This window comes from Enterococcus sp. MMGLQ5-1 (assembly GCF_013155265.1).
In the GTDB taxonomy this organism is placed as follows: Bacteria; Bacillota; Bacilli; order Lactobacillales; family Streptococcaceae; genus MMGLQ5-1.
This window is the reverse complement of sequence record NZ_JABJXU010000019.1, coordinates 1-21,813: the sequence shown is the minus strand read 5'-3', so window position 1 is coordinate 21,813 and position 21,813 is coordinate 1. Positions and strand designations below refer to the sequence as shown.

Annotated in this window: 18 protein-coding genes; all 18 read left to right on the top strand. The window is 37.4% G+C overall.

Going from position 1 to position 21,813, the window contains the following annotated elements:
* Positions 1-3: 3 nt before the first annotated feature.
* The 18 genes from HOY35_RS13545 to trmFO all read left to right on the top strand — a co-directional run bounded on the left by HOY35_RS13545 (position 4) and on the right by trmFO (position 21,578).
* Positions 4-186: a hypothetical protein gene (locus HOY35_RS13545; protein WP_172210559.1), complete on the top strand. Its 183-nt coding sequence runs from the start codon at positions 4-6 to the stop codon at positions 184-186.
* A gap of 94 nt (positions 187-280) precedes the next feature.
* Entirely contained in the window at positions 281-661 is a 381-nt protein-coding gene (locus tag HOY35_RS12700; protein ID WP_172210560.1) for a hypothetical protein, read from the top strand.
* Between the two features lie 611 nt (positions 662-1,272).
* On the top strand, positions 1,273-4,965 hold the full coding sequence (gene nifJ, locus HOY35_RS12695; protein ID WP_172210998.1) for a pyruvate:ferredoxin (flavodoxin) oxidoreductase: 3,693 nt from the start codon (positions 1,273-1,275) through the stop codon (positions 4,963-4,965).
* A gap of 481 nt (positions 4,966-5,446) precedes the next feature.
* Entirely contained in the window at positions 5,447-5,902 is a 456-nt protein-coding gene (locus HOY35_RS12690) for a PTS sugar transporter subunit IIA (RefSeq protein WP_172210561.1), read from the top strand.
* Between the two features lie 2 nt (positions 5,903-5,904).
* Positions 5,905-6,177, top strand: a complete 273-nt coding sequence (locus HOY35_RS12685) for a PTS sugar transporter subunit IIB (RefSeq protein WP_172210562.1) — start codon at positions 5,905-5,907, stop codon at positions 6,175-6,177.
* Between the two features lie 23 nt (positions 6,178-6,200).
* Complete coding sequence (locus HOY35_RS12680; RefSeq protein ID WP_172210563.1) at positions 6,201-7,463, top strand: PTS ascorbate transporter subunit IIC; 1,263 nt, start codon at positions 6,201-6,203, stop codon at positions 7,461-7,463.
* A 91-nt stretch (positions 7,464-7,554) separates the two neighbouring features.
* The gene (locus HOY35_RS12675) at positions 7,555-8,166 is read left to right on the top strand and encodes an SIS domain-containing protein (protein WP_172210564.1); all 612 of its coding nucleotides are present in this window, start codon (positions 7,555-7,557) and stop codon (positions 8,164-8,166) included.
* Positions 8,167-8,185: 19 nt separating this feature from the next.
* Positions 8,186-9,085: a 4-hydroxy-tetrahydrodipicolinate synthase gene (dapA, locus tag HOY35_RS12670; RefSeq protein WP_283770038.1), complete on the top strand. Its 900-nt coding sequence runs from the start codon at positions 8,186-8,188 to the stop codon at positions 9,083-9,085.
* 16 nt (positions 9,086-9,101) lie between these two features.
* Complete coding sequence (locus HOY35_RS12665) at positions 9,102-9,731, top strand: ketohydroxyglutarate aldolase (protein WP_172210565.1); 630 nt, start codon at positions 9,102-9,104, stop codon at positions 9,729-9,731.
* A 26-nt stretch (positions 9,732-9,757) separates the two neighbouring features.
* Positions 9,758-11,851: a BglG family transcription antiterminator gene (locus HOY35_RS12660; RefSeq protein WP_172210566.1), complete on the top strand. Its 2,094-nt coding sequence runs from the start codon at positions 9,758-9,760 to the stop codon at positions 11,849-11,851.
* Between the two features lie 157 nt (positions 11,852-12,008).
* Positions 12,009-12,818: an alpha/beta hydrolase gene (locus HOY35_RS12655; protein WP_172210567.1), complete on the top strand. Its 810-nt coding sequence runs from the start codon at positions 12,009-12,011 to the stop codon at positions 12,816-12,818.
* A gap of 57 nt (positions 12,819-12,875) precedes the next feature.
* Positions 12,876-13,100 carry a helix-turn-helix domain-containing protein gene (locus HOY35_RS12650; protein WP_172210568.1) on the top strand — a complete coding sequence of 75 codons (225 nt, stop codon included), beginning with the start codon at positions 12,876-12,878 and terminating at the stop codon, positions 13,098-13,100.
* Between the two features lie 37 nt (positions 13,101-13,137).
* A complete protein-coding gene (gene tkt, locus HOY35_RS12645; protein ID WP_172211002.1) occupies positions 13,138-15,126 on the top strand; it encodes a transketolase in 1,989 nt (662 codons plus the stop codon).
* Positions 15,127-15,376: 250 nt separating this feature from the next.
* On the top strand, positions 15,377-16,243 hold the full coding sequence (gene ylqF, locus HOY35_RS12640; protein ID WP_172210569.1) for a ribosome biogenesis GTPase YlqF: 867 nt from the start codon (positions 15,377-15,379) through the stop codon (positions 16,241-16,243).
* Entirely contained in the window at positions 16,230-17,000 is a 771-nt protein-coding gene (locus HOY35_RS12635; protein ID WP_172211004.1) for a ribonuclease HII, read from the top strand. The genes ylqF and HOY35_RS12635 overlap by 14 nt, the downstream gene beginning before the upstream one ends.
* Before the next feature lie 54 nt (positions 17,001-17,054).
* On the top strand, positions 17,055-17,900 hold the full coding sequence (gene dprA, locus HOY35_RS12630; protein ID WP_172210570.1) for a DNA-processing protein DprA: 846 nt from the start codon (positions 17,055-17,057) through the stop codon (positions 17,898-17,900).
* 253 nt (positions 17,901-18,153) lie between these two features.
* Positions 18,154-20,220, top strand: coding sequence for a type I DNA topoisomerase (gene topA / locus HOY35_RS12625; RefSeq protein WP_172210571.1), 2,067 nt, complete (start codon positions 18,154-18,156; stop codon positions 20,218-20,220).
* 32 nt (positions 20,221-20,252) lie between these two features.
* Positions 20,253-21,578, top strand: coding sequence for a methylenetetrahydrofolate--tRNA-(uracil(54)-C(5))-methyltransferase (FADH(2)-oxidizing) TrmFO (gene trmFO, locus HOY35_RS12620; protein WP_172211006.1), 1,326 nt, complete (start codon positions 20,253-20,255; stop codon positions 21,576-21,578).
* The last annotated feature ends 235 nt before the right edge of the window (positions 21,579-21,813 follow it).

The following is a 21,813-nucleotide window of genomic DNA, read 5'->3' as shown; positions in this document are numbered from 1 at the left end:
TAAATGACAGATAGGAATCCTCAAACTGAAGCTAACAAAAGGTGGCAGCAGAATAATAAAGAGCGCGCAAAATATTTAAGTAATCGTTCAAGAGCAAGGTCTTTTATTCGCAATCAAGCAGAATTAGACGATCTCGAAGAATTAAAGCAGCTTATTTCAGAGCGTGAATCAAATTTAAAAGGCTGAAATTAAAAATCATTTTTTGCTTGCATTTTTAAGATTTCAAGTTATAATTTTGTTGTAGTCATTTCAATAATATTGAAATAGAAAGGCTGATTATATGAAATCTCATGAAGAACACATCAGAGAAATTGCAAGCGATCCTTTAATTCGTGATTATCATGATAGGGGAATGATGAAGTGGCAAGGTATGTATTTATCTGAACAGACTACAATGCTTAAGCAAATGGAAGAAAAGGACAATCACGTTGTTTATCGATATGAACCGATGGAAACGAGAGATATAATGGATTTACTATATTTTGCTTTTTCTCATAATAAGGTTGTCCTTGCTCAAGTAGGTGAAATAGATTTAGGCTGGAATCAACAGGAATACATAATAGGTTCTGTTAATGGATTTGATGAAGGTAAGGTATTTATAGACAATAAACCTTATGAAATTGAAGAAATTGAGTATATTGAGATATACAAAAAAGACTAGATTATTCTAGTCTTTTTGAATACCCTTTGAATACCCTTTTCTTATATTTTTTTATATTTAATTTATAGTTAAAATCGCTAAAATCATTGATATTAATGCTTTTTTAAATTGATTTATTTTCACTTTATACCCCTTTTTTGTTTATGGTGGACGATTGGGATTATTGTTATTGGTGGTATTTTAATTACAGCCTCCTGTAAGCTATTCCCAGAAGTTATGAATCAGGTTGCAACCTTTTTTAAAAATACGCTTGATAGTGGTATCGATCAACTCTCGCCAAACTTACCAAATAATAATAGCTAAACTTGATTATGATTTGATTGTTTGTGAAGCTCTTGACTTAAATTATTTATAAATTTTCTATTTTGAATCATTAAATAAATCTTGTAATCATAGGATTTTCTAATGATTTGCGGTATAATTAATATGAATTGTGTCAATCTTTTAATTTAGAAATTTGGATTAACATTTTTTCACAAGTATTTATTTTTAGAAAAAAAGGCAGTATAATTGCTGAGTCAGCATCTTTTTTTATTAATAAGCATATAGAATTTAGTTATAATATAATTATTTAGCAGTGCACGATAGAGGAGAACACAATGAAAAAAACGATGGACGGTAATCAGGCCGCCGCCTATATTTCATATGGACTTAGTGAATTGGCAGCAATTTATCCAATTACACCTAGTTCAACAATGGCAGAGCATGTCGATGAATGGCAAGCACAGGGTAAGCTAAACGTATTTGACAATACATTAGAGGTTGTTGAAATGCAATCTGAAGCGGGTGCAGCTGGGACAGTTCATGGTATGTTGAAATCAGGTAGTTTAACGACGACCTATACTGCTTCACAAGGCTTACTTTTAATGGTACCTAATATGTATAAAATTGCAGGCGAGCTTTTACCGACCGTTTTTCATGTTGCTTCACGTGCAATTGCTGCAGCTTCTCTAAATATTTTTGGCGATCATAGCGATGTGATGAGTACACGTTCGACAGGCTTTTGTATGCTCTTTGAAAGCAGCGTGCAGGAAGTAATGGATTTAGCACCAGTTGCGCATTTGGCGTCGATTGAGGCAAGCTTACCTTTCATCAATTCATTTGATGGCTTTAGAACTTCTCATGAATTACAAAAAATTGAAGTGATTGATTACCAAGATTTAAAGCCAATGATGAATCAAGAAAAATTAGCAGAATTTAGAAATCGTGCAATGAATCCTGAGCATCCAACTGCTTCAGGTCAGGCACAGAATCCGGATATCTATTTTCAACAGCGTGAAACAGTCAATAGCTACTATCAAAAGGTTCCAGCAATTGTTCAAAAATACATGTCAAAGATTAATCAATTAAGAGGTACAAATTATGACTTGGTTAATTACTATGGCGCTGAGGATGCAACCGAAATCATCGTTGCCATTGGTAGTGTTGGGCAAACACTTGAACAAACAGTAGATTATTTGAATGCCAAAGGTCGAAAAGTTGGTTTTTTAAATATTCACCTGTATCGTCCATTTCCTGTTGATAATTTTTTGGAGAAATTGCCAGCAACAGTAGAAAGTATTGCTGTTTTAGACCGTACGAAAGAGCCGGGGAGTGATGGCGAGCCGTTATTATTAGATGTGCAAAGTGTGATTTATCGTTCTGGCAGCCATCCACTGATTATTGGTGGTCGATATGGTTTAGGCAGTAAGGATGTCACACCAACCCAGATTGTTGCTGTATTTGATGAATTAAGGAAAAATAACCCAAAAGAACGCTTTACAATTGGTATCAAAGATGAAGTAACTAATTTATCATTGGCAGAAGGTGAAAGTCTTGATTTTACCGACTCAGCAATTTTTCAAGCAAAATTTTGGGGCTTTGGTTCAGATGGAACGGTTGGTGCTAATAAATCAGCAATCAAAATTATTGGTGATCATACTAATCAAAACGTTCAGGGCTATTTTTCTTATGATTCCAAGAAATCAGGTGGCTTGACCGTTTCACATTTACGCTTTGGTAACGAGCCGATTAAGTCAACCTATCTTATTCAGCATGCTGACTTTGTTGCTGTTCATGCAGCTAATTATGTGCATCAATACGACGTTTTAAAAGGGTTAAAGCCCGGTGGTATCTTCTTATTAAATACACTTTGGGATGATGAGCAGCTAGATCGTCATCTACCCTCTAAAATTAAACGTTATATCGCTGAAAATAATATTCAATTTTATACGCTTAATGCAATAAAAATTGCAGAGGAAGCAGGACTTGGTCGTCGTATCAATACTGCAATGCAAGTTGGCTTCTTTAAACTAGCCAATATCATGCCGTTTGATGAGGTGATTGAACTATTGAAGCAGGATGCGCATGATAGCTATGCCAAAAAATCAATGGCGATTGTTGAAGCGAATATTAAGGCAATTGATTCCAGTATTACGGCATTACATCGTGTTGAGATACCTGGTTCATGGCTTTCAGCCCAAGCTCCCATCAAAGAATCAGTACAGGTGGGTAGTAAAACTGCCAAGCAAAAGTATGTTTTTAAAATTGTTAATACGATTAATTCGCAAGCAGGTGATCATCTATCAGTTGGTGATTTGATTGATAATGGTATGCAAACAGGAGATATGCCAACCGGCACAACGGCTTTTGAAAAACGCGGAATCGCCTTACAAGTTCCTGAATGGAATGCGGATCGTTGTACGCAATGTAATGAATGTGCTTTTGTTTGTCCGCATGCAGCCATTCGACCCTTCTTAGCAGATGATGAAGAAATGACTGAAGCACCAGAAGGCTATATTGTCCGCGAAATGCGCGGTGCTGATGGTGTTAAATATCGGATTCAGGTTTCAGTAGAGGACTGTACAGGCTGTGGGCTTTGTGTTGAAGCATGTCCAGCTAAGGGTAAAGCGCTTGAGATGAAGCCTTATGATGCAATGAAGGATCAGGCAATTAATTGGGCATTTGCAATGACATTACGTCAAAAAGAAAATCCTGCAAAGCCTGGCAGTCTTTTACACTATCAGTTTAATAAACCATTAATTGAATTTTCAGGTGCTTGTGCTGGTTGTGGTGAAACACCTTACATTAAACAATTAACACAAATGTTTGGTGATCGAATGCTAATGGCCAATGCAACAGGCTGTTCGTCGATTTATGGTGGTTCTTCGCCTGTAACACCATATACAACCAATGATTTCGGTCAAGGTCCAGCCTGGAGTAATTCTTTATTTGAGGATAATGCAGAATTTGGTTATGGGATGCATATTGCAACCCAGCAAAAGCGGAATGAATTAGGTAAGTTAGTTAAAAAAGTAATTGATAGTGAAACGGTATCAACAGAATTAGCCTTATTGTTAGAGGATTGGCTGCAGCATAAGGATGAAAGCGAAGGCACTAGACAGCGTGCAGAGAAATTAAAAGCAGCGTTGGCTGAGGAACAAGAGTTTTCAGATGCGCTAAAGGTAATCTATCAACGACGTGATCAATTTGTTAAGCCTTCTCAGTGGATTATTGGGGGCGATGGCTGGGCATATGATATTGGCTACGGCGGGATTGATCATGTGATTGCTAGTGGTGCAGATGTTAATATTTTGGTTATGGATAATGAGGTTTATGCCAATACAGGTGGTCAAGTTTCTAAAGCAACACCAGCGGCTGCGGTTGCAAAATTTGCAGCGGGTGGTAAATTCGCTGCTAAAAAAGATTTAGGCATGATGGCAATGACGTATGGTAATGTTTACGTCGCCCAAATCGCTAGTGGCGCCAATGCCATGCAAACGATTAAAGCCTTTGAAGAGGCTGAAAAATACCCTGGTCCTTCATTGATTATTGCTTATACACCTTGTATTTCACATGGGCTTAAAGGTGGTATGAGTAAAACACTTCAAGAAGCCAAGGATGCTGTCTCCTCAGGCTTTTGGTCGCTTTATCGTTATAATCCAGCATTATTGGCATCAGGTAAGTCAGCAATGACATTGGATTTCAAGCGACCAGATTTTTCGGCTATGCGTGACTTTTTCGCAAAGCAAGTACGCTTTAATGGTTTAGAGCGAATTCATCCAGATACGGCTGAAGCAATGTATCATAAAACAATTTCAGATGCTAAACGTCGTTTTATCAATTATGCAACACTCTCTGGTGATATTGAAAAAATTCAAAAGCGCTGGGCGAAGGAAGCACAACCAAAAGCTGATGCACAAGTCAAAGCTGAAGTGCAAGCTGAGCCAGAAAAGAAAATAAGAAAAGAAAGAGTAGTTGATCCCGAAGCAGAAGCAAGGCGTGCAGCGAGACGTGCTGAGCGACAAGCAAGACGGGGCAATTAGCCTTTAAAATTTTGTCAGATTAAAGACTTCTCCTAGTTAGGAGAAGTTTTTTTTATTATAAAGTTAGTATTATTTTTGTCATTTAGCTGATAATTCAGACCAGATTTTTAGACTGGTTACATAATAAAAGCGCTTTTGATATTTAATTTTTAGATAGCACGAAGCATTAATCAAGTATTTATCGGTATCGTTTGTTATAAAAATGTGTTTAATGAATAAGAAAAGGAATCTAGTTTATCAAAGATTTCAATTATTTTCTTAGCAGTATAGAGCGCTTTTGCGGAGCTGTCGGCCAGCAGCTATAAAGTAATATTGATTGAAGTAATTTATTCAATTGATTCTTACCAGTCCAATTTTTTATAAATTATAAAAAAAAATAGCACGGAATCGTTATTGTTTTTGTAAGCGCTATCAGTTAAATTGAATTCATAGGACAGAATCTCGAGAATTCTTACTAACTTATAAAATGAGGTGAGTACACTTGTTGAGTCAACTAATGAAAAAAAATTATATTCAATTGGATAAAGAAGCATCAAATTTTAAGGATGCGATTAAAATTTCTGTAGAACCATTACTTTTAGATGGCGCAATCACTAAAGCATATGAAAATGAAATATTGAAAATATATGAAAGCACTGGACCATACATTGTTATTACAAAGCATATCTGTCTGCCCCATGCACCCAGTGAAAATGGTGCAAAAAAATTGGCGATTGGTTTCACACGTTTAAAATCGCCAGTCATTTCAGGACACGTCAGTAATGATCCAGTCAAATATATATTCCCATTAAGTGCACCAGACAATGATTCGCATATCACGGTTTTAGCAGAGCTTGCGGCGTTATTAAGTAACGAAAGGTTTTTAAATTTAATTGAAGAAGCTCAAAGCGCAGAAGAAATGTTATCATTTCTCGAGAAATATGAAAAGGAGATGTAATTATGCATAAAGCACTTATTGCCTGCCGAGCAGGTGTTGGTTCTAGTTTAATGTTAAAAATAAAAGTAAATGAGGTTATTCGTGAAAATAATTATCCAATTGAGGTTGAACATGCTTCTTTGGATGCTGTTCCAGGCTTTTCTGGCGATTTGATTATTACTTTAATCGATGTTGCTGATGAATTAAAGACGAAAAATTTACCTCAAACAATTATTGGAATTAGTAATATTGTTGACAAAAATGAAATTAAACAAAAGCTAGAAGAAATACTTTAATTTACTGCGAAAGGAAAAACAAAATGGATTTTGTGATTAGTTTTTTAAGTACACCAGCAGTTTTGTTAGGTGTTGTTTCAATGGTTGGTTTATTAGCTCAAAAAAAAGATATGACAGAGGTATTGACTGGTACCTTTAAAACAGTTATTGGTTTTTTAGTATTTAGCGCAGGTGGTGCCCTGATGACCGGTGCCTTACAAAATTTTAATACGCTTTTTCAAAAAGGCTTTAATATCGTTGGTGTAGTTGCTTCTCCTGAAGCAGCGACTGCGCTGGCACAAAGTCAATATGCCTTTGTTACCAGTTGTACATTGATTTTAGGCTTTTTAATGAATTTGGTTTTTGCAAGAATTACGCCGTTTAAAAATATATTTTTTACGACTGGACATAGCTTATTCTTCGCTTGTGTTTTATCACTTATTCTTAAAGCACATCATGTTGCTGATATTCCAGCAATTTTAGTTGGTGGTACAATCTTAGGCTTTTGCTCAGCAGCTCTACCACAGCTTTGTCAGCCATTTATGCGACGAATTACGGGTAGTGATGACACGGCGATTGGTCATTTCAATATGTTCGGTTATGCATTGTCAGGTGCTATTGGGCTACTTTTTAGCAAGCACAAAGATAAAACGACTGAACAGATTAATTTCCCAAAATGGCTATCATTTTTCCGTGACTTTTTAATGGGTGTTGCTGTTGTTATGCTATTTCTATTTTATCTTTCTGCCTTAAAGGCGGGCAAGGTAGTAACTCAAGAGCTAGCTGGTACACAACATTGGCTTGTTTTTCCATTTGTTCAAGCCTTTACCTTTACTGCGGGGATGTCAATCCTAATGACTGGTGTTCGAATGTTCTTATCTGAAATTACGACTGCCTTTGTGTCAATCTCTGAGAAGTTTATTCCAAATTCAAGACCTGCACTGGATGTACCGACTGTCTTCCCATTTGCACCGACTGCTGTAATTGTTGGCTTTGTTACGTCTTATACTGCTGGTCTGCTTGGTGTTTTGTTGATGGTGACCTTTAAATTTCCAGTTGTAATCATTCCTGCTGCGCATATATGCTTCTTTTCCGGCGGAACTGCAGGTGTCTTTGGTAACTCTACTGGTGGTTGGAGAGGTGCTGTTGCTGGTTCGTTTGTGATTGGTCTATTACTAGCCTTCCTACCTACAGTGCTTTATCCATTATATGGTTCACTTGGTATTTCAGGCTCTACATTCCCAAATATTGATTATAATACCGTTGGCATTTTATTACATAATGCTTTAAAATTGATTGGCTTATAGAGATAGCAATTAGGTAAATGGTATGGTTGAGCATTTAAGCTTAGCCGTATCATTATTCCTAGATAAAAAAAGAAAAACAAGGAGAAGTAAAATGTCAGAAAATGCTGCATTAGATAAATATATTGAGATCACTTCTCAAGAAGTGACTGAGTTTGTTTCAAAAATTGATAAGGCAGCTCTGGAGCAGGCTCAAAAGATTATAACAGAGGCTAAATTAAGAGGAGGTCGGGTTCATATTACTGGTATTGGTAAACCAAGTCACGTTGCTGAATATGCTGCCGCTCTTTATTCGTCTACAGGAACACCAGCTTATGCGCTTGATGCAACTGAGGCTGTTCATGGCTCAGCTGGTCAAGTTCAAAAGAATGATGTCGTCATTGCAATATCAAACAGTGGTGAAACTGAGGAATTGAAAAATACAATTCAAGCCCTCAAAAAAATTGGTATTCAAACAATTAGTATCAGTGGTGGTGTCAATTCTTGGTTAGCTCAGCAGACAGACGTTTTTATTTATGCTGGTGTTAATCAAGAGGGGGACCAATTAAATAAACCACCCCGTTTATCGATAGTAGTAGAAATTTTAATTTTACAATGCTTGTCCATTTTACTTCAGGAAGCCGCAAATATTACTTTTGAAGATTATTATTTATGGCATCCCGGTGGCGCGCTTGGAAAAGCTGTTGAAAAGTTAATTCAGGATTAAAGCTGAGGAGGTAGCTAAATTGACATTCACGTTAAAAGGAATTATAACTGCAATGGTGACACCCATTGACGAGAACGGTAAAATTGATAAAGAATCAACTAAAAGATTAGTTAATAAATTGATTAATGCTGGTGTTTCGGGTTTATTTATCTTAGGTACCAATGGTGAATTTTATGCCTTAACCGATGATGAAAAAACTGAGTTTACGAAAATTGTTGTTTCACAAGTTGCTAAAAGGGTACCTGTTTTTGCTGGAACAGGTGGCATTGCTACGGAAGAGGTATGCCGCTTAAATCATCAAATGGCTGAGATTGGTGTTGATGCTGTTTCGATTATTACGCCATATTTAATTCATTTGAGCCATGCAGAGCTGGTCGCACATTATGAAGAAATTGCTGATTCAGCTGAGCTGCCAATTATTTTATATAATATTCCACAAAATACTGGCTGTAGCTTGTCAGCTGATCAGGTTGCACAATTAGCTAAGCATCCAAAAATTATCGGTATTAAGGATAGTAGTGGTGATATTGAAAATATTAAATCTTACGTTAAGGTAACTCAGGCGCTGGATTTTACAGTGCTTGTTGGTTCTGATTCTTTAATTTTGGACGCCTTGCTTGTAGGTGCGAAAGGCGCAGTTGCAGCCACTTCTAATGTATTAACAAAAACGGATACCAATATTTATAATTTATATCTCGAAAACCGACTTGATGAAGCACGAGCTTATCAAGAAAGTATCAATGAATTTAGACGCATTCTCAAGTTTGCAACGGTGCCCTCAATATTAAAATATACTTTAAAATTAATCAATTATCCTGTCGGTGATGCGAGACATCCTGTCTTGCCGCTAGAAGATAAGACTGAATTGCAAGAAATAGCAAACGTAATTGAAAGCTATCGAAAAGTTGAACAGTTTTAAGGAGTGAGGCAGAATAATGAAAAAAAGAGAGATTATTGCACGAATCGTAGATGAAAAGTTAATGGCCATTGTTAGAGTAGCAACTTTTGAACGTGCAAGAGAGATTGTTGATGGTTGCTTAGAAGGAGAAGTTACTTGTTTAGAGATAAGCTATACTAATCTCAATGCAGGCACTATAATTAACCAATTATCAACCTATTATGGCGATGAGATTTTAATTGGTGCGGGGACTGTCTTAGATTCTGAAACTGCGAGGCATGCGATTTTGAATGGTGCACAATTTATTATTTCACCAAGCTTCAGTCTAGAGGTTGCCAAGCTGTGTAATCGATATTTGATTCCTTATATACCGGGGTGTACTTCAGTTACCGAAATTGTAACGGCCTTAGAAAGTGGTGCTGAATTTGTCAAAGCTTTTCCAATATCCAATTTTTATGGCAGCCAACTGGTTAAAGTTATTAAAACACCCTTACCAGATCTTCTGGTCTTATCTTCTGGTGGTGCGACCATTGAAAATTTACCTGATTGGCTTAATGCTGGAGTAGATTGTATTGGTATTGGTACACTTTTAACTAAAGGTACGAAAACAGAAATCGGAGCTAATGCCAAGGCGCTTCGAGCACAAATTAAAAAAAATGTTAAATAGATATATCTTTGAAGTGAGGGGGAAAAATGCTTGATGAACGTTCAAGAATCATCATGGAAATTCTAATCTCTAAACCAGCTATTGAACTAGAGCAGCTCATGGCCATTACAAAATTAGCTAAAAATCAAATTGAGTATTCCATTGAAAAGGTCAACGAGCTGCATGCTGGAGAACATCTTCCGATAATTACAGTAAATGATCGGCTAGTCAAATTGCCCCTAGAGAGTCGTAAATTCTGGGTCAATCTCTTTTTAAGCGAATCATTATTTGTCTCCTATGAAATGAGCTCGAAAGAACGGGAAAAGTATATTTTTTTACTATTAATTTATCGTTCAGATGAATATTTATCGATGGATCATTTTTTAGATGCATTGCAAATTAGTAAAACTACCTTTATGAATGATATTAAAAAAGTTGAGGCGAGTTTGGCCAATAAACAGATTAAAATTAATTATAATCGTAAGCAGGGTTATTTTATCGTTGGTAAAGAGGTAGAAATCAGATATCAATTAATGAAAATGATTATTAATGATTTTTCGAAATCGCCCCAAGCATTTTTTTATAATTTTTTTATTGAAAACGAAGCAATTCAAGATAAAAAGCAGCTTGAAATGACTTTAAAAGTTTTAATGAATAAATATCAAATAAATCTAGTGGAAAATCGTTTAAATGAGTTTGTTTACAGCTTACTTTTGATATTACCCAGAATCCAAAATAATTGGCAGTATGATACAGAATTTCAAAATAATATGAATCATTTTTCAAGCTTAAATCATTTAAAAGAATATCATTTTTCTAAGGAGCTTTTGGCAGATTTCAATATTGATAGTGAAATTGCTACTTACTATCTTTGTGCGTGGATTTTAGGAATTTCAATTGGCGACAGCTCTAATCATTCTCCAGATTATGTCATTATTATGGGGCTGGTTGAACGCATTGTGCAGAGATTTGAATTGCTATCTGGTATCCGATTTAAAAATCAGAAGCCTGTAATTAAACAGCTATACAGTCATTTTCGACCGGCCTATTATCGACTTATTTTTCATTTTCCAATCATTAACCTGCTCCATGATAAAATTTTAAAGGAATACTCAGATCTATTTTTTATTGTTAAAGAAACGCTAAAGCCAATCACCGATTTGATGGATTTTCCGATACCAAATGAAGAAGCTTCATTTTTAACAATTCATTTTGCTTCACTAATTCAGGAATATGAAGAATATCCTGTGCAACGAAAAGTGGCATTGATTGTTTGTCCTAACGGTGTAGGCAATTCCTCAATTATTTATAATGAAATCAAAAATATTTTTTCAGAATTTATAATCTTGGGTCCAATTGATACAAAGTCAGTGCCAGAATTTTTACAGCCTTACGATATGATATTTACAACAGTTCCAAATATCCAGCTTTATACACTAAAAAAACCAATTTTTGTTGTTAGTCCAATTATGTCTACACAAGAAAGGTATGCTTTAATTCAAGAGGTATATAGTCAATATAATTCGTCTTATCAGCAAGTTTTTGATGTATCGAAGCTTTTCAAAATTATTGAGGAAAATACCGAGGTTATGAATAAGGAAAAACTATTAAATAAGATTGATATATTCTTCAATAATCAGTCTGCTCGTAAAATTACATTTCAAAATGAAAATTGGATTAGCGAAAAACAAGCGATGATTAAATTAAGAGATATATTGCCTCCTGAAAATATTCAACTTGATGTTATGGTGAGAGGCTGGAAGGAAGCAATCTATATTTCGGCAGCACCTTTGCTAATGAGTCATGCGATTGAACGAAGTTATATTGATAAAATAATCCAAATGGTTAAAAATGAGGGGCCATTTATGATTATCATGGATAAGGTTGCTCTACCTCATGCCTCTCCAGAGGATGGCGCCAACAAAATTGGTCTTACAATAACTGCTCTAAGGCAATCGGTTTGGATTGGTGATAAGGAAATAAAATATTTATTTACCTTATCAGCAATTGATCGAAAGCAGCACTTAGGCGCAATCGCTGAGTTAATGAAATTAATTGAAAATCCAGAATTTTTTAACCGACTTGATACTAGTCGAAGCTCTGACGAGGTTTTGTCCTTTATTAATAAGCAGCTTGCTTAAGCTTCAAAAAAGTAAAAGGAGATAAATTGGCTTATTCAAAATTTTAAATAATAAGCTATGCTTGCATTGATTTACTTTGATGCATTTCGCCAAAGTACAGGTTGTACTTGTTTTTGAATTTTAAGCCGAATTATCTCTTTAATCCGAGGAGATTGAGATGAGAGTGAATCGAATTGAACTTAAAACACCTTATTCATCAAATGCTTATTTGACAAGCTACCTCATTGATTACGGCTTAGATATGAAAATGCGACCAGCAATCATTTTGTGTCCGGGTGGTGGCTATAAGCGCATTTCAAAAAGAGAGGGAGAGCCAGTTGCGTTGCAATTCCTAGCAAAAGGCTATCAGGTGTTTGTTTTAAATTATAATGTCTGTCCTCACAAGTTTCCGACAGCATTATTTGAATTAGCCTCAGCAATTAAACTAATCAGAGAAAACGCCTCAGATTATGATATCAATCCTGAACAGATCATTATTGGTGGCTTTTCAGCAGGTGGTCATTTGGCAGGTTATTTAGCAGCAACTTGGCAAAACGAACAGCAATGGGCACCATTTTACAAATTAGATGATATTAAACCAAATGCTCTATTTTTATGCTATCCAGTTATTACGACTGAAACAGCATTTAGGCATGAGGCTTCCTTTTTAAGATTATTAGGAAATGGTGCAAATAGCAATATAGAAATGTTCTCGATTGAAAAATTAGTGACCAAATGTATGCCAAAAACTTTTATTTGGCATACATTTGAGGATCAACTGGTTTCAGTTCAAAACAGCTTGCTTTTAGGTCAAGCATTAGCTCAGCTTAAAATTCCATTTGAATTGCATATTTTTACTGAAGGTGACCATGGGCTGAGCTTGGCGACTAAGGAAACCTTACGAGTCAGTGATTCAAAATCACCGATTCAGGCGGCTAAGTGGTTTGAATTATTGAATCAATGGCTACATGACATTATTTTGAGCTAGTTTTATACATCAGGTATACATATTTAATGTATAAATATTTGGAAGGTGAGTAAATTGATGAATTCAAATCTGAAGCAGGGTGAGATGCTTGCCAAATTTTTAAAGCTAAGTGATTTAAACAGCTCTGAGTTGGCTGAAAGGCTGGCTATCAGTGAGTCAACCCTTCAAGCGATGCTTGCTGGTGAAATTGGAATATCGCCAGAATTAGCACTCAAGCTAGATAAAATTTTTGATGTGCCGGCTGGCTTGTGGAATAAAGATGTAGAGAAGTATTTATCGTAATAGCTATTAATAATTATCAATTATTTTAAAGGAGCGTATCGTGTTCGACACAACAGACCAACTCGCAATAAATACCATCCGTACCTTAAGTATGGATATGATTCAACAGGCTAACTCAGGTCACCCCGGCTTACCAATGGGGGCAGCGCCAATGGCTTATGTGCTATGGTCACGCCATTTGAAGGTTAATGCCAAAACCAGCCATAGCTGGACGAATCGTGATCGCTTTGTCTTATCGGCAGGGCATGGCTCAGCCTTGCTTTACAGCTTATTACATCTTGGTGGTTACGATTTATCAATTGACGATTTAAAGCAATTTCGTCAATGGGGCTCAAAGACACCCGGTCATCCAGAGGTCAATCACACTGATGGCGTCGAGGCAACGACAGGACCGTTGGGTCAAGGGATTGCCAATGCTGTCGGGATGGCAATGGCCGAAGCACATTTAGCTGCGACCTATAATCAACCGGAATTTCCAATCGTTGATCACTATACCTACGCTTTGAATGGTGATGGCGATTTGATGGAAGGTGTGTCACAGGAGGCGGCTTCATTAGCAGGTCATTTAAAGCTAGGCAAGCTGATTTTATTCTATGATTCGAACGATATTTCATTGGACGGACCAACCTCTAAGGCCTTTACTGAAGACGTCGGTGCGCGCTTTGAAGCATATGGCTGGCAACATATTCTTGTTAAAGATGGTAATGATTTAGCAGCAATCGAAGCGGCAATTAATGCGGCGAAGGCTGAAACCGAACGCCCAACGCTAATTGAGGTCAAAACAGTGATTGGCTTTGGCGCAGAAAATCAAGGGACCTCGGCTGTTCATGGTGCGCCTTTAGGTGACGCGGGTGTTACTTTCGCTAAAGCAAGCTACGGGTGGGATTATCCAGCCTTTAGCGTGCCTGATGAAGTGTCAACACGCTTTTCAGAAACCTTAAACGCACGTGGCGAACAAGCAGAAGCGGACTGGCAGGCTTTATTTACAGAATATCAGGCAGCTTATCCAGAATTAGCAGCGCAATATTTGAAGGCTTTTTCAGCAGAAAAGGCTGAGCTTTCAGATTTACCAGTCTACGAGGTCGGAACCTCAGCAGCCAGTCGAGTGACCTCTAAAGAGACGATTCAAGCGATTTCAGCGCAGCTACCAGAATTCTGGGGTGGCTCAGCCGACCTCTCAGCATCTAATAATACGATGGTCTCAGCAGAAACGGACTTCCAAGCGGACAATTACGCTGGCCGCAATATTTGGTTTGGTGTGCGTGAATTTGCGATGGGTGCGACGATGAATGGGATTGCTCTGCATGGTGGCACGAAGGTTTACGGCGGCACATTCTTCGTCTTTTCAAACTACCTTTTACCAGCGATTCGGATGGCAGCAATTCAAAGCCTGCCAGTGACCTATGTCTTTACCCATGACTCGATTGCGGTCGGTGAGGACGGACCAACGCATGAGCCAGTTGAACAATTAGCAAGCTTACGTTCCATGCCAAATCTACAGGTGCTTCGACCAGCAGATGGCAATGAGGTGGTAGCAGCTTGGGAATTAGCGCTTCAAACGACCGACAAGCCAACAGCGCTTATCTTGACTCGTCAAAACTTACCTGTCCTTAAGGAGACGCTAGAAAATGCGCGTCAAAATGTCGCAAAGGGTGGTTATATTATTTCAGAAGCAGACGGTACCTTGGATGGTATCTTAATTGCGACTGGAAGTGAGGTTAAGCTAGCGCTTGATGCACAGATTGCCTTAGAACAACAGGGCAAGCATGTCCGTGTGATTTCATTACCAAGCTTTGATTTATTTGAAGCACAAGCCGCTGAGTACAAGGAAGGTGTTTTACCAAAAGAAGTGACTAAGCGTTTGGCAATCGAAGCCGGCACAAGCTATGGCTGGGCTAAGTACGTTGGTCTTGATGGCGATACCATAACTGTTGATATTTGGGGCGCAAGTGCACCAGCTGAGAAAGTCTTTGAAGAGTATGGCTTTACAGCTGATTATATTGTTGAGCGATATAATCAGCTGTAAAAAATTAAAAAACAAGTGTTTTGCAGTGATCTCCCAAAGTTAGATCTTAAAATCTAACTTTGGGAGATTTTTGTATATGCAAAAGAAATTTAAGCCTTTATTTTTGTTATAATTGATATAATATAAGCCGTAGGCTTATAGCGGTATAAAAATAAATAATAAATGTAATTCTGTCTAATTTTCAAAAAAAAATGGAAGAGATTACATTTCAAGGCTCAAAAAGCCTTGATTATAAAGGAGTTTAGAAAAGATGAGTACAATCCAATGGTTTCCTGGGCATATGAATAAGGCGAGACGACAGGTGCAGGAAAATTTAAAATATGTCGATGTTATTTTTGAGTTAGCAGATGCAAGGATTCCCGTTTCCAGTCGGAATCCGATGCTGGATAAAATTATTAATCAAAAACCGAGATTATTATTGCTAAATAAAATTGATTTAGCGGATCCTGAAAAGGTTAAGGCATGGCGTGATTATTTTTCGACAGAAGGGCTTAAAGCGCTAGAAATTAATTCAAAAGAACAGCAGACTGTCAAAAAAGTGGTGCAAGCAACCCAAGGCTTACTTAAGGAAAAAATTGAACGTGATCAAGCGCGTGGCATTCAGCCAAGAGCGTTACGTGCAATGATTATCGGCATTCCAAATGCCGGAAAATCAACATTAATGAATCGAATATCAGGTAAAAAAACGGCTGTTGTGGGAAATAAACCGGGTGTGACTAAGGGACAGCAATGGATTCGCTTGAATGCCGATTTAGAGCTTTTAGATACACCGGGGATTTTATGGCCAAAATTTGATGATGAGCTAGTCGGCTTAAAGCTTGCGGCAACGGGCGCCATTAAAGATGATTTACTGCACTTTGATGAAGTGGTTATCTTTGTTTTGGATTATTTCAAAAAGCATTATCCGACCGTTTTATTAAATCGTTTTAAGCTAGAAACAACTGATTTAGATGATTCCTCTGCTGAATTAATTATGAAGCTCTCGCAAAAATTAGGCTTTAAAGATGATTATGATCGCTTTTACCAGTTATTTATCAAAGAGCTGCGTGATGGCAAGCTAGGACGTTATACACTAGATGATGTGGAGCAAATGACAAATGACAATGGAAACGATTAAGGCTATTCAAAGTAAGCTGGCAATGATTACCAATCCGGCGGATGACTATTTAATTAAGCTGCAAAATGATGCTAGAAAGGGCGTTCAAAAAATAGTCCAGCAGCGATTGAAGCAAATTAAGGCAATTGAAGTGGAGCAGCAGCGTTTAGAATGGCTGCTACGCTATGAGCAAGAGCTTTATCAGCACGGCTTCACTAAAATTGCAGGGATTGATGAGGTTGGCAGAGGGCCTTTGGCAGGGCCAGTAGTAGCTGCGGCAGTGATTCTACCGCAAAACGCTAAAATTATTGGCTTAAATGATAGCAAAAAGATTCCGAAGGCGCAGCATCAAAAAATCTATCAAGCAGTTAAAAGTCAGGCAATAGCAATTGGTATCGGCATCGTTTCACCAGAGCTGATTGATCGAGTGAACATTTATGAGGCAACAAAGCTAGCAATGATGGAAGCAGTCAAACAGCTGAACCCTACACCAGATTATTTATTAATCGATGCAATGACGCTTGATATTGAAAGACCGCAAAAGAGTATCATTAAAGGTGATGCCAATTCTGCTAGTATTGGAGCTGCCAGTATTATCGCTAAGGTAACACGAGATCAAATCATGGCTGACTATGCTGAAGAGTATCCTCAATACGGTTTTGAGCATAATGCAGGTTATGGGACAAAAGCACATTTGGAAGCAATTAAAAAATACGGTGTATTGCCGATTCATCGTCAAAGCTTTGAACCAATTAAATCTACTACCAAAAATGTTTAGTCTGAATTGATTTTTCAGGCTTTTTTTGCGTAGTAATGAATAACGGAGGTATTTATGAATCATTTTGAATTATTTAAATTAAAATCATGTCATGGTCTTGATAATAGAGGCTTAAATAATATTATAATCAATCATCAAAAATATAGAAAACAACATTATACGGCATTGGAATATGCCAGAATGGCTGGTTTAAAAAAAACGAGATTTGAATTTATTGACAGCTATCAGTCGTTGGATTTAAAGATTGTCAATCAAAATTTTAAGCAGCATCAGATGCTAACTATTTTTGATAGTGCTTATCCAGATTGGTTAAAAGAGATTTCCAATCCACCAATTGTTTTATTTTACCAAGGTAATATTAAACTACTAGCGACACAGATGATTGCTATTGTCGGTGCCAGAACAGCATCGATTACCGGTAAAAGAAGTGTTGAAAAATTAGTTGAGCCGATGGTCAAGCTAACGATTGTCTCAGGCTTAGCAAGAGGAATTGATACAGCTGCTCATTTATCGGCCATAAAGTTCAACCACTCAACAATCGGGGTAATCGGTAGCGGGCTTGATATTTTTTATCCTGCCGAAAATAAAAAGCTACAAAAATATTTGGCTGAAAAGCATTTATTGCTTTCAGAATATATTAATGGTACACCACCATTACGACATCATTTTCCAGCAAGAAATCGGATTATTGCAGGTCTTGTTAGAGGTGTAATTGTGATTGAGGCCAAGGCTCGCAGTGGCTCCCTAATTACTTGTCAGTGTGCTCTAGAATTTGGACGCGAAGTGTTTGCTGTGCCAGGAGATATTATTAGTGGTCAGTCGTCAGGCTGCCATCAGCTGATTCAGCTTGGTGCGAAATGTACTGAAAATATTCAAGATGTATTGGATGAATTCTATTAAAGTAAAGCTTAATTCATTAATAAAAATATCAATAAAGCTTAAGCGTTTTATATATTCAAGCCTGTTTTTAACTTTTTCCTTGACAAGCTCATTTCTTTTTCATACTATTATAGGCGATTTAAAAGTTTCTACTATATAATATGTATAATATGTATATTTTAAATTATTAGCAACTTTAAATTATAAAAGTTAGGTAAATAAATAAAAATAATGATAGATGATAAATAAATGATTAAATAATCGAGGTTAGTTGATGGCAGTAAAAAAGAATTTGGTGATTGTAGAATCACCTGCAAAAGCAAAGACAATTGAAAAATATTTAGGCAGAAATTATAAGGTTGTTGCGAGTGTTGGTCATATTCGTGACTTGCCGAAATCTAAAATGGGGATTGATGTTGAAAATAACTACGAGCCGCATTACATTAATATTCGTGGTAAAGGCCCGTTAATTAAGGATTTAAAGAAGGAAGCCAAAAAAGCAAAGCAAGTTTTTCTCGCAAGTGACCCGGACCGTGAAGGAGAGGCAATTGCTTGGCATTTATCACACATTCTTGATTTGGACTTGACAGCTCAAAATCGGGTGGTCTTTAATGAAATCACTAAAGATGCGGTTAAAGATGCTTTTAAGCATCCTAGGACAATTGACCTGGATTTAGTTGATGCTCAGCAGGCAAGACGTATTTTGGACCGCTTAGTTGGCTATTCGATTTCACCAATCCTATGGCGAAAAATTAAAAAGGGCTTATCAGCTGGTCGTGTTCAATCGCTAGCAACCAAACTAATTATTGATCGAGAAAAGGAAATTCAAGCATTTATTCCTGAGGAGTATTGGTCAATTGATGGTAATTTTAAAAAGGGTGCGAAGCAATTTAAGGCTGCTTTTTATGGTGTCGATGGTAAAAAAACTAAGCTGGAAAATCACGAAGCCGTTCAATCGGTTATGCAACGAATTAAATCGAAGGATTTTTTGATAACCGAAGTGATTGAGAAAGAGCGTAAGAAAAATGCGCCAACACCCTATACGACCAGTAGTCTCCAGCAGGATGCTGCCAATAAATTAAATTTCAGAACTCGAAAAACAATGATGGTCGCTCAACAATTGTATGAGGGCATTTCCCTTGGAAAAGAGGGAACTGTCGGGTTAATTACTTATATGCGTACAGATTCGGTCAGAATTAGTGATACAGCGAAGGCAGAGGCGGCAGATTTTATCGAACAAAAATTTGGTAAAGAATACGCTAAGCACGGTTCATCAAAAATAAAAAACAGTAGTGGGGCGCAGGATGCCCATGAAGCAGTGCGTCCTTCTAGTGTTAATCGGACACCTGAAAAAATGGCACAATTTTTAGATGCCAGTCAGTTAAAGCTTTATACATTAATTTGGAATCGTTTTGTCGCAAGTCAAATGACAGCCGCAGTAATGGATACAATGAAGGTGAAGCTAGAACAAAATGGCGTTCTTTTCATTGCCAACGGATCCAAAGTTAAATTTCAAGGTTACCAAGCAGTTTATAATGATGCGGATAAGAATAAGCTTTTGCCTGAGTTAAAAGTTGATGAAACGGTTCAGAGTACAACCTTGGAGCAAAATCAACATTTCACCCAGCCGCCTGCACGCTATTCAGAAGCTACGTTAATTAAAACACTTGAGGAAATTGGGGTCGGCAGACCTTCTACTTACGCACCAACCTTGGAAACCATTCAGCGTCGCTATTATGTCAAACTAGCAGCGAAACGCTTTGAGCCAACAGAGCTTGGTGAGATTGTCAATCAGCTTGTTGTTGAATTTTTCCCTGGAATTGTTAATGCTGACTTTACGGCAAGTATGGAAAATAATTTAGATGAGGTTGAAGCAGGTAAGCAGGAATGGGTAAAGGTAGTTGACACCTTCTATCAGCCATTTGCAAAGGAATTGACCTATGCTGAAGAGCATATTGAAAAAATTCAAATTAAAGATGAGCCAGCAGGCTTTGATTGTGAGCTTTGTGGCCATCCAATGGTAATTAAGCTTGGTAAATATGGTAAATTTTACGCATGCTCTAATTTTCCTGAATGTCGAAATACGAAACCAATCGTTAAGGAAATTGGCGTGGTCTGCCCGACTTGTCATGAAGGACAAGTGATTGAAAGAAAATCGAAGAAAAATCGCATTTTTTACGGCTGCTCAAGGTATCCAGATTGCGAGTTTACCTCTTGGGACAAACCAATTGGTCGTGATTGTCCAAAATGTAATCATTATTTGGTTGAGAAAAAAGTTCGCGGTGGTGGCAAGCAAATTATTTGTCCAAACAACGACTATGAAGAAGCAGTTCAAAAATAAGATAGGTTAACCAATCCCTTTGTTTTGGAGGAATTATGGAAAAGTATATTAATGTTATTGGTGCTGGATTAGCTGGCAGTGAGGCTGCATGGCAGATTGCTAAGCGTGGTATCAAGGTGAAACTATATGAAATGCGTGGTGTTAAGGCAACACCACAGCATAAAACGAATGATTTTGCAGAGCTAGTCTGTTCAAATTCATTACGTGGTAATAGTTTAACGAATGCGGTCGGTCTTTTAAAGGAAGAAATGCGTCGTTTGGATTCAGTGATTATTCGTTCGGCCGATGATACGGCTGTCCCTGCAGGCGGTGCCCTTGCAGTCGATCGTGAAGGCTTTGCCCGTTTAGTAACAGAACGCGTTAAAACACATCCCAATATTGAAGTGATTAACGATGAGGTGACTGAGATTCCAGAGGGTATCACGATAGTTGCTTCAGGTCCATTAACGAGTGAAGCCCTTGCGGAAAAAATTCGTGAGTTTAATGGGCTGGAAAATTTTTATTTCTACGATGCCGCAGCGCCGATTGTCGACGTTGAAACGATTGATCGTGATAAGGTATACCTGAAATCACGTTATGATAAGGGTGAGGCAGCGTATCTCAATGCACCAATGAATCAAGAGGAATTTGAGGCCTTTCACAAGGAGTTAGTTAATGCTGAGGTTGCTCCGATGCATGCCTTTGAAAAGGAAAAATATTTTGAAGGGTGTATGCCAATAGAAGTGATGGCAAGTCGAGGTATTAAAACAATGCTCTTTGGACCAATGAAGCCTGTTGGTCTTGAGGGTCCAAAAACGGATAAGCGCCCTTATGCAGTTGTTCAGCTAAGACAGGATAATGCTGCTGGCTCATTATTTAATATTGTTGGCTTTCAAACGCATCTTAAGTGGCCTGAACAAAAGCGTGTCTTTCGGATGATTCCCGGTTTAGAAAATGCCGAATTCGTGCGCTATGGTGTGATGCATCGCAATAGCTTTATGAATTCACCGGAGCTTTTAGAGCCGACCTTTCAAACGAAAAAACGTCCTGATTTATTTTTTGCAGGTCAAATGACAGGTGTTGAGGGTTATGTTGAAAGTGCTGCTAGCGGTTTAGTTGCCGCTTTAAATGCAGTTCGACTGTTTAATGAAGAAACGCCAATTATCTTTCCTGAAACAACAGCGATTGGTGCCTTACCGCATTATATCACCACAACAGCTGCCAAGCATTTTCAACCGATGAATGTGAATTTTGGAATTATTAAGCCTTTAGAGGTTCGGATTCGAGATAAAAAGGAACGCTATGAAGCAATTAGTGAACGAGCACTAGCCGATTTAGCAGAATTTATGCAAGCTGAAAATTTGATTAATAATCAATAAAATTATTAAAAATAAAAAAACAATAAGTATAATTAATTTTATTGCTTATTGTTTTTTTTGTGCTTAATTTTTATGATCTAATCACTATTCTTCTATTTTAACAACAAATAAATTAGTGTATTATTAAAATAAATTAATTTAATTAAAATATTGCAAGGAGGATTTGATGAGATATAATCCAGAGCAGAGCAGAGCAGAGCAGAGCAGAGCAGAGCAGAGCAGAGCAGAGCAGAGC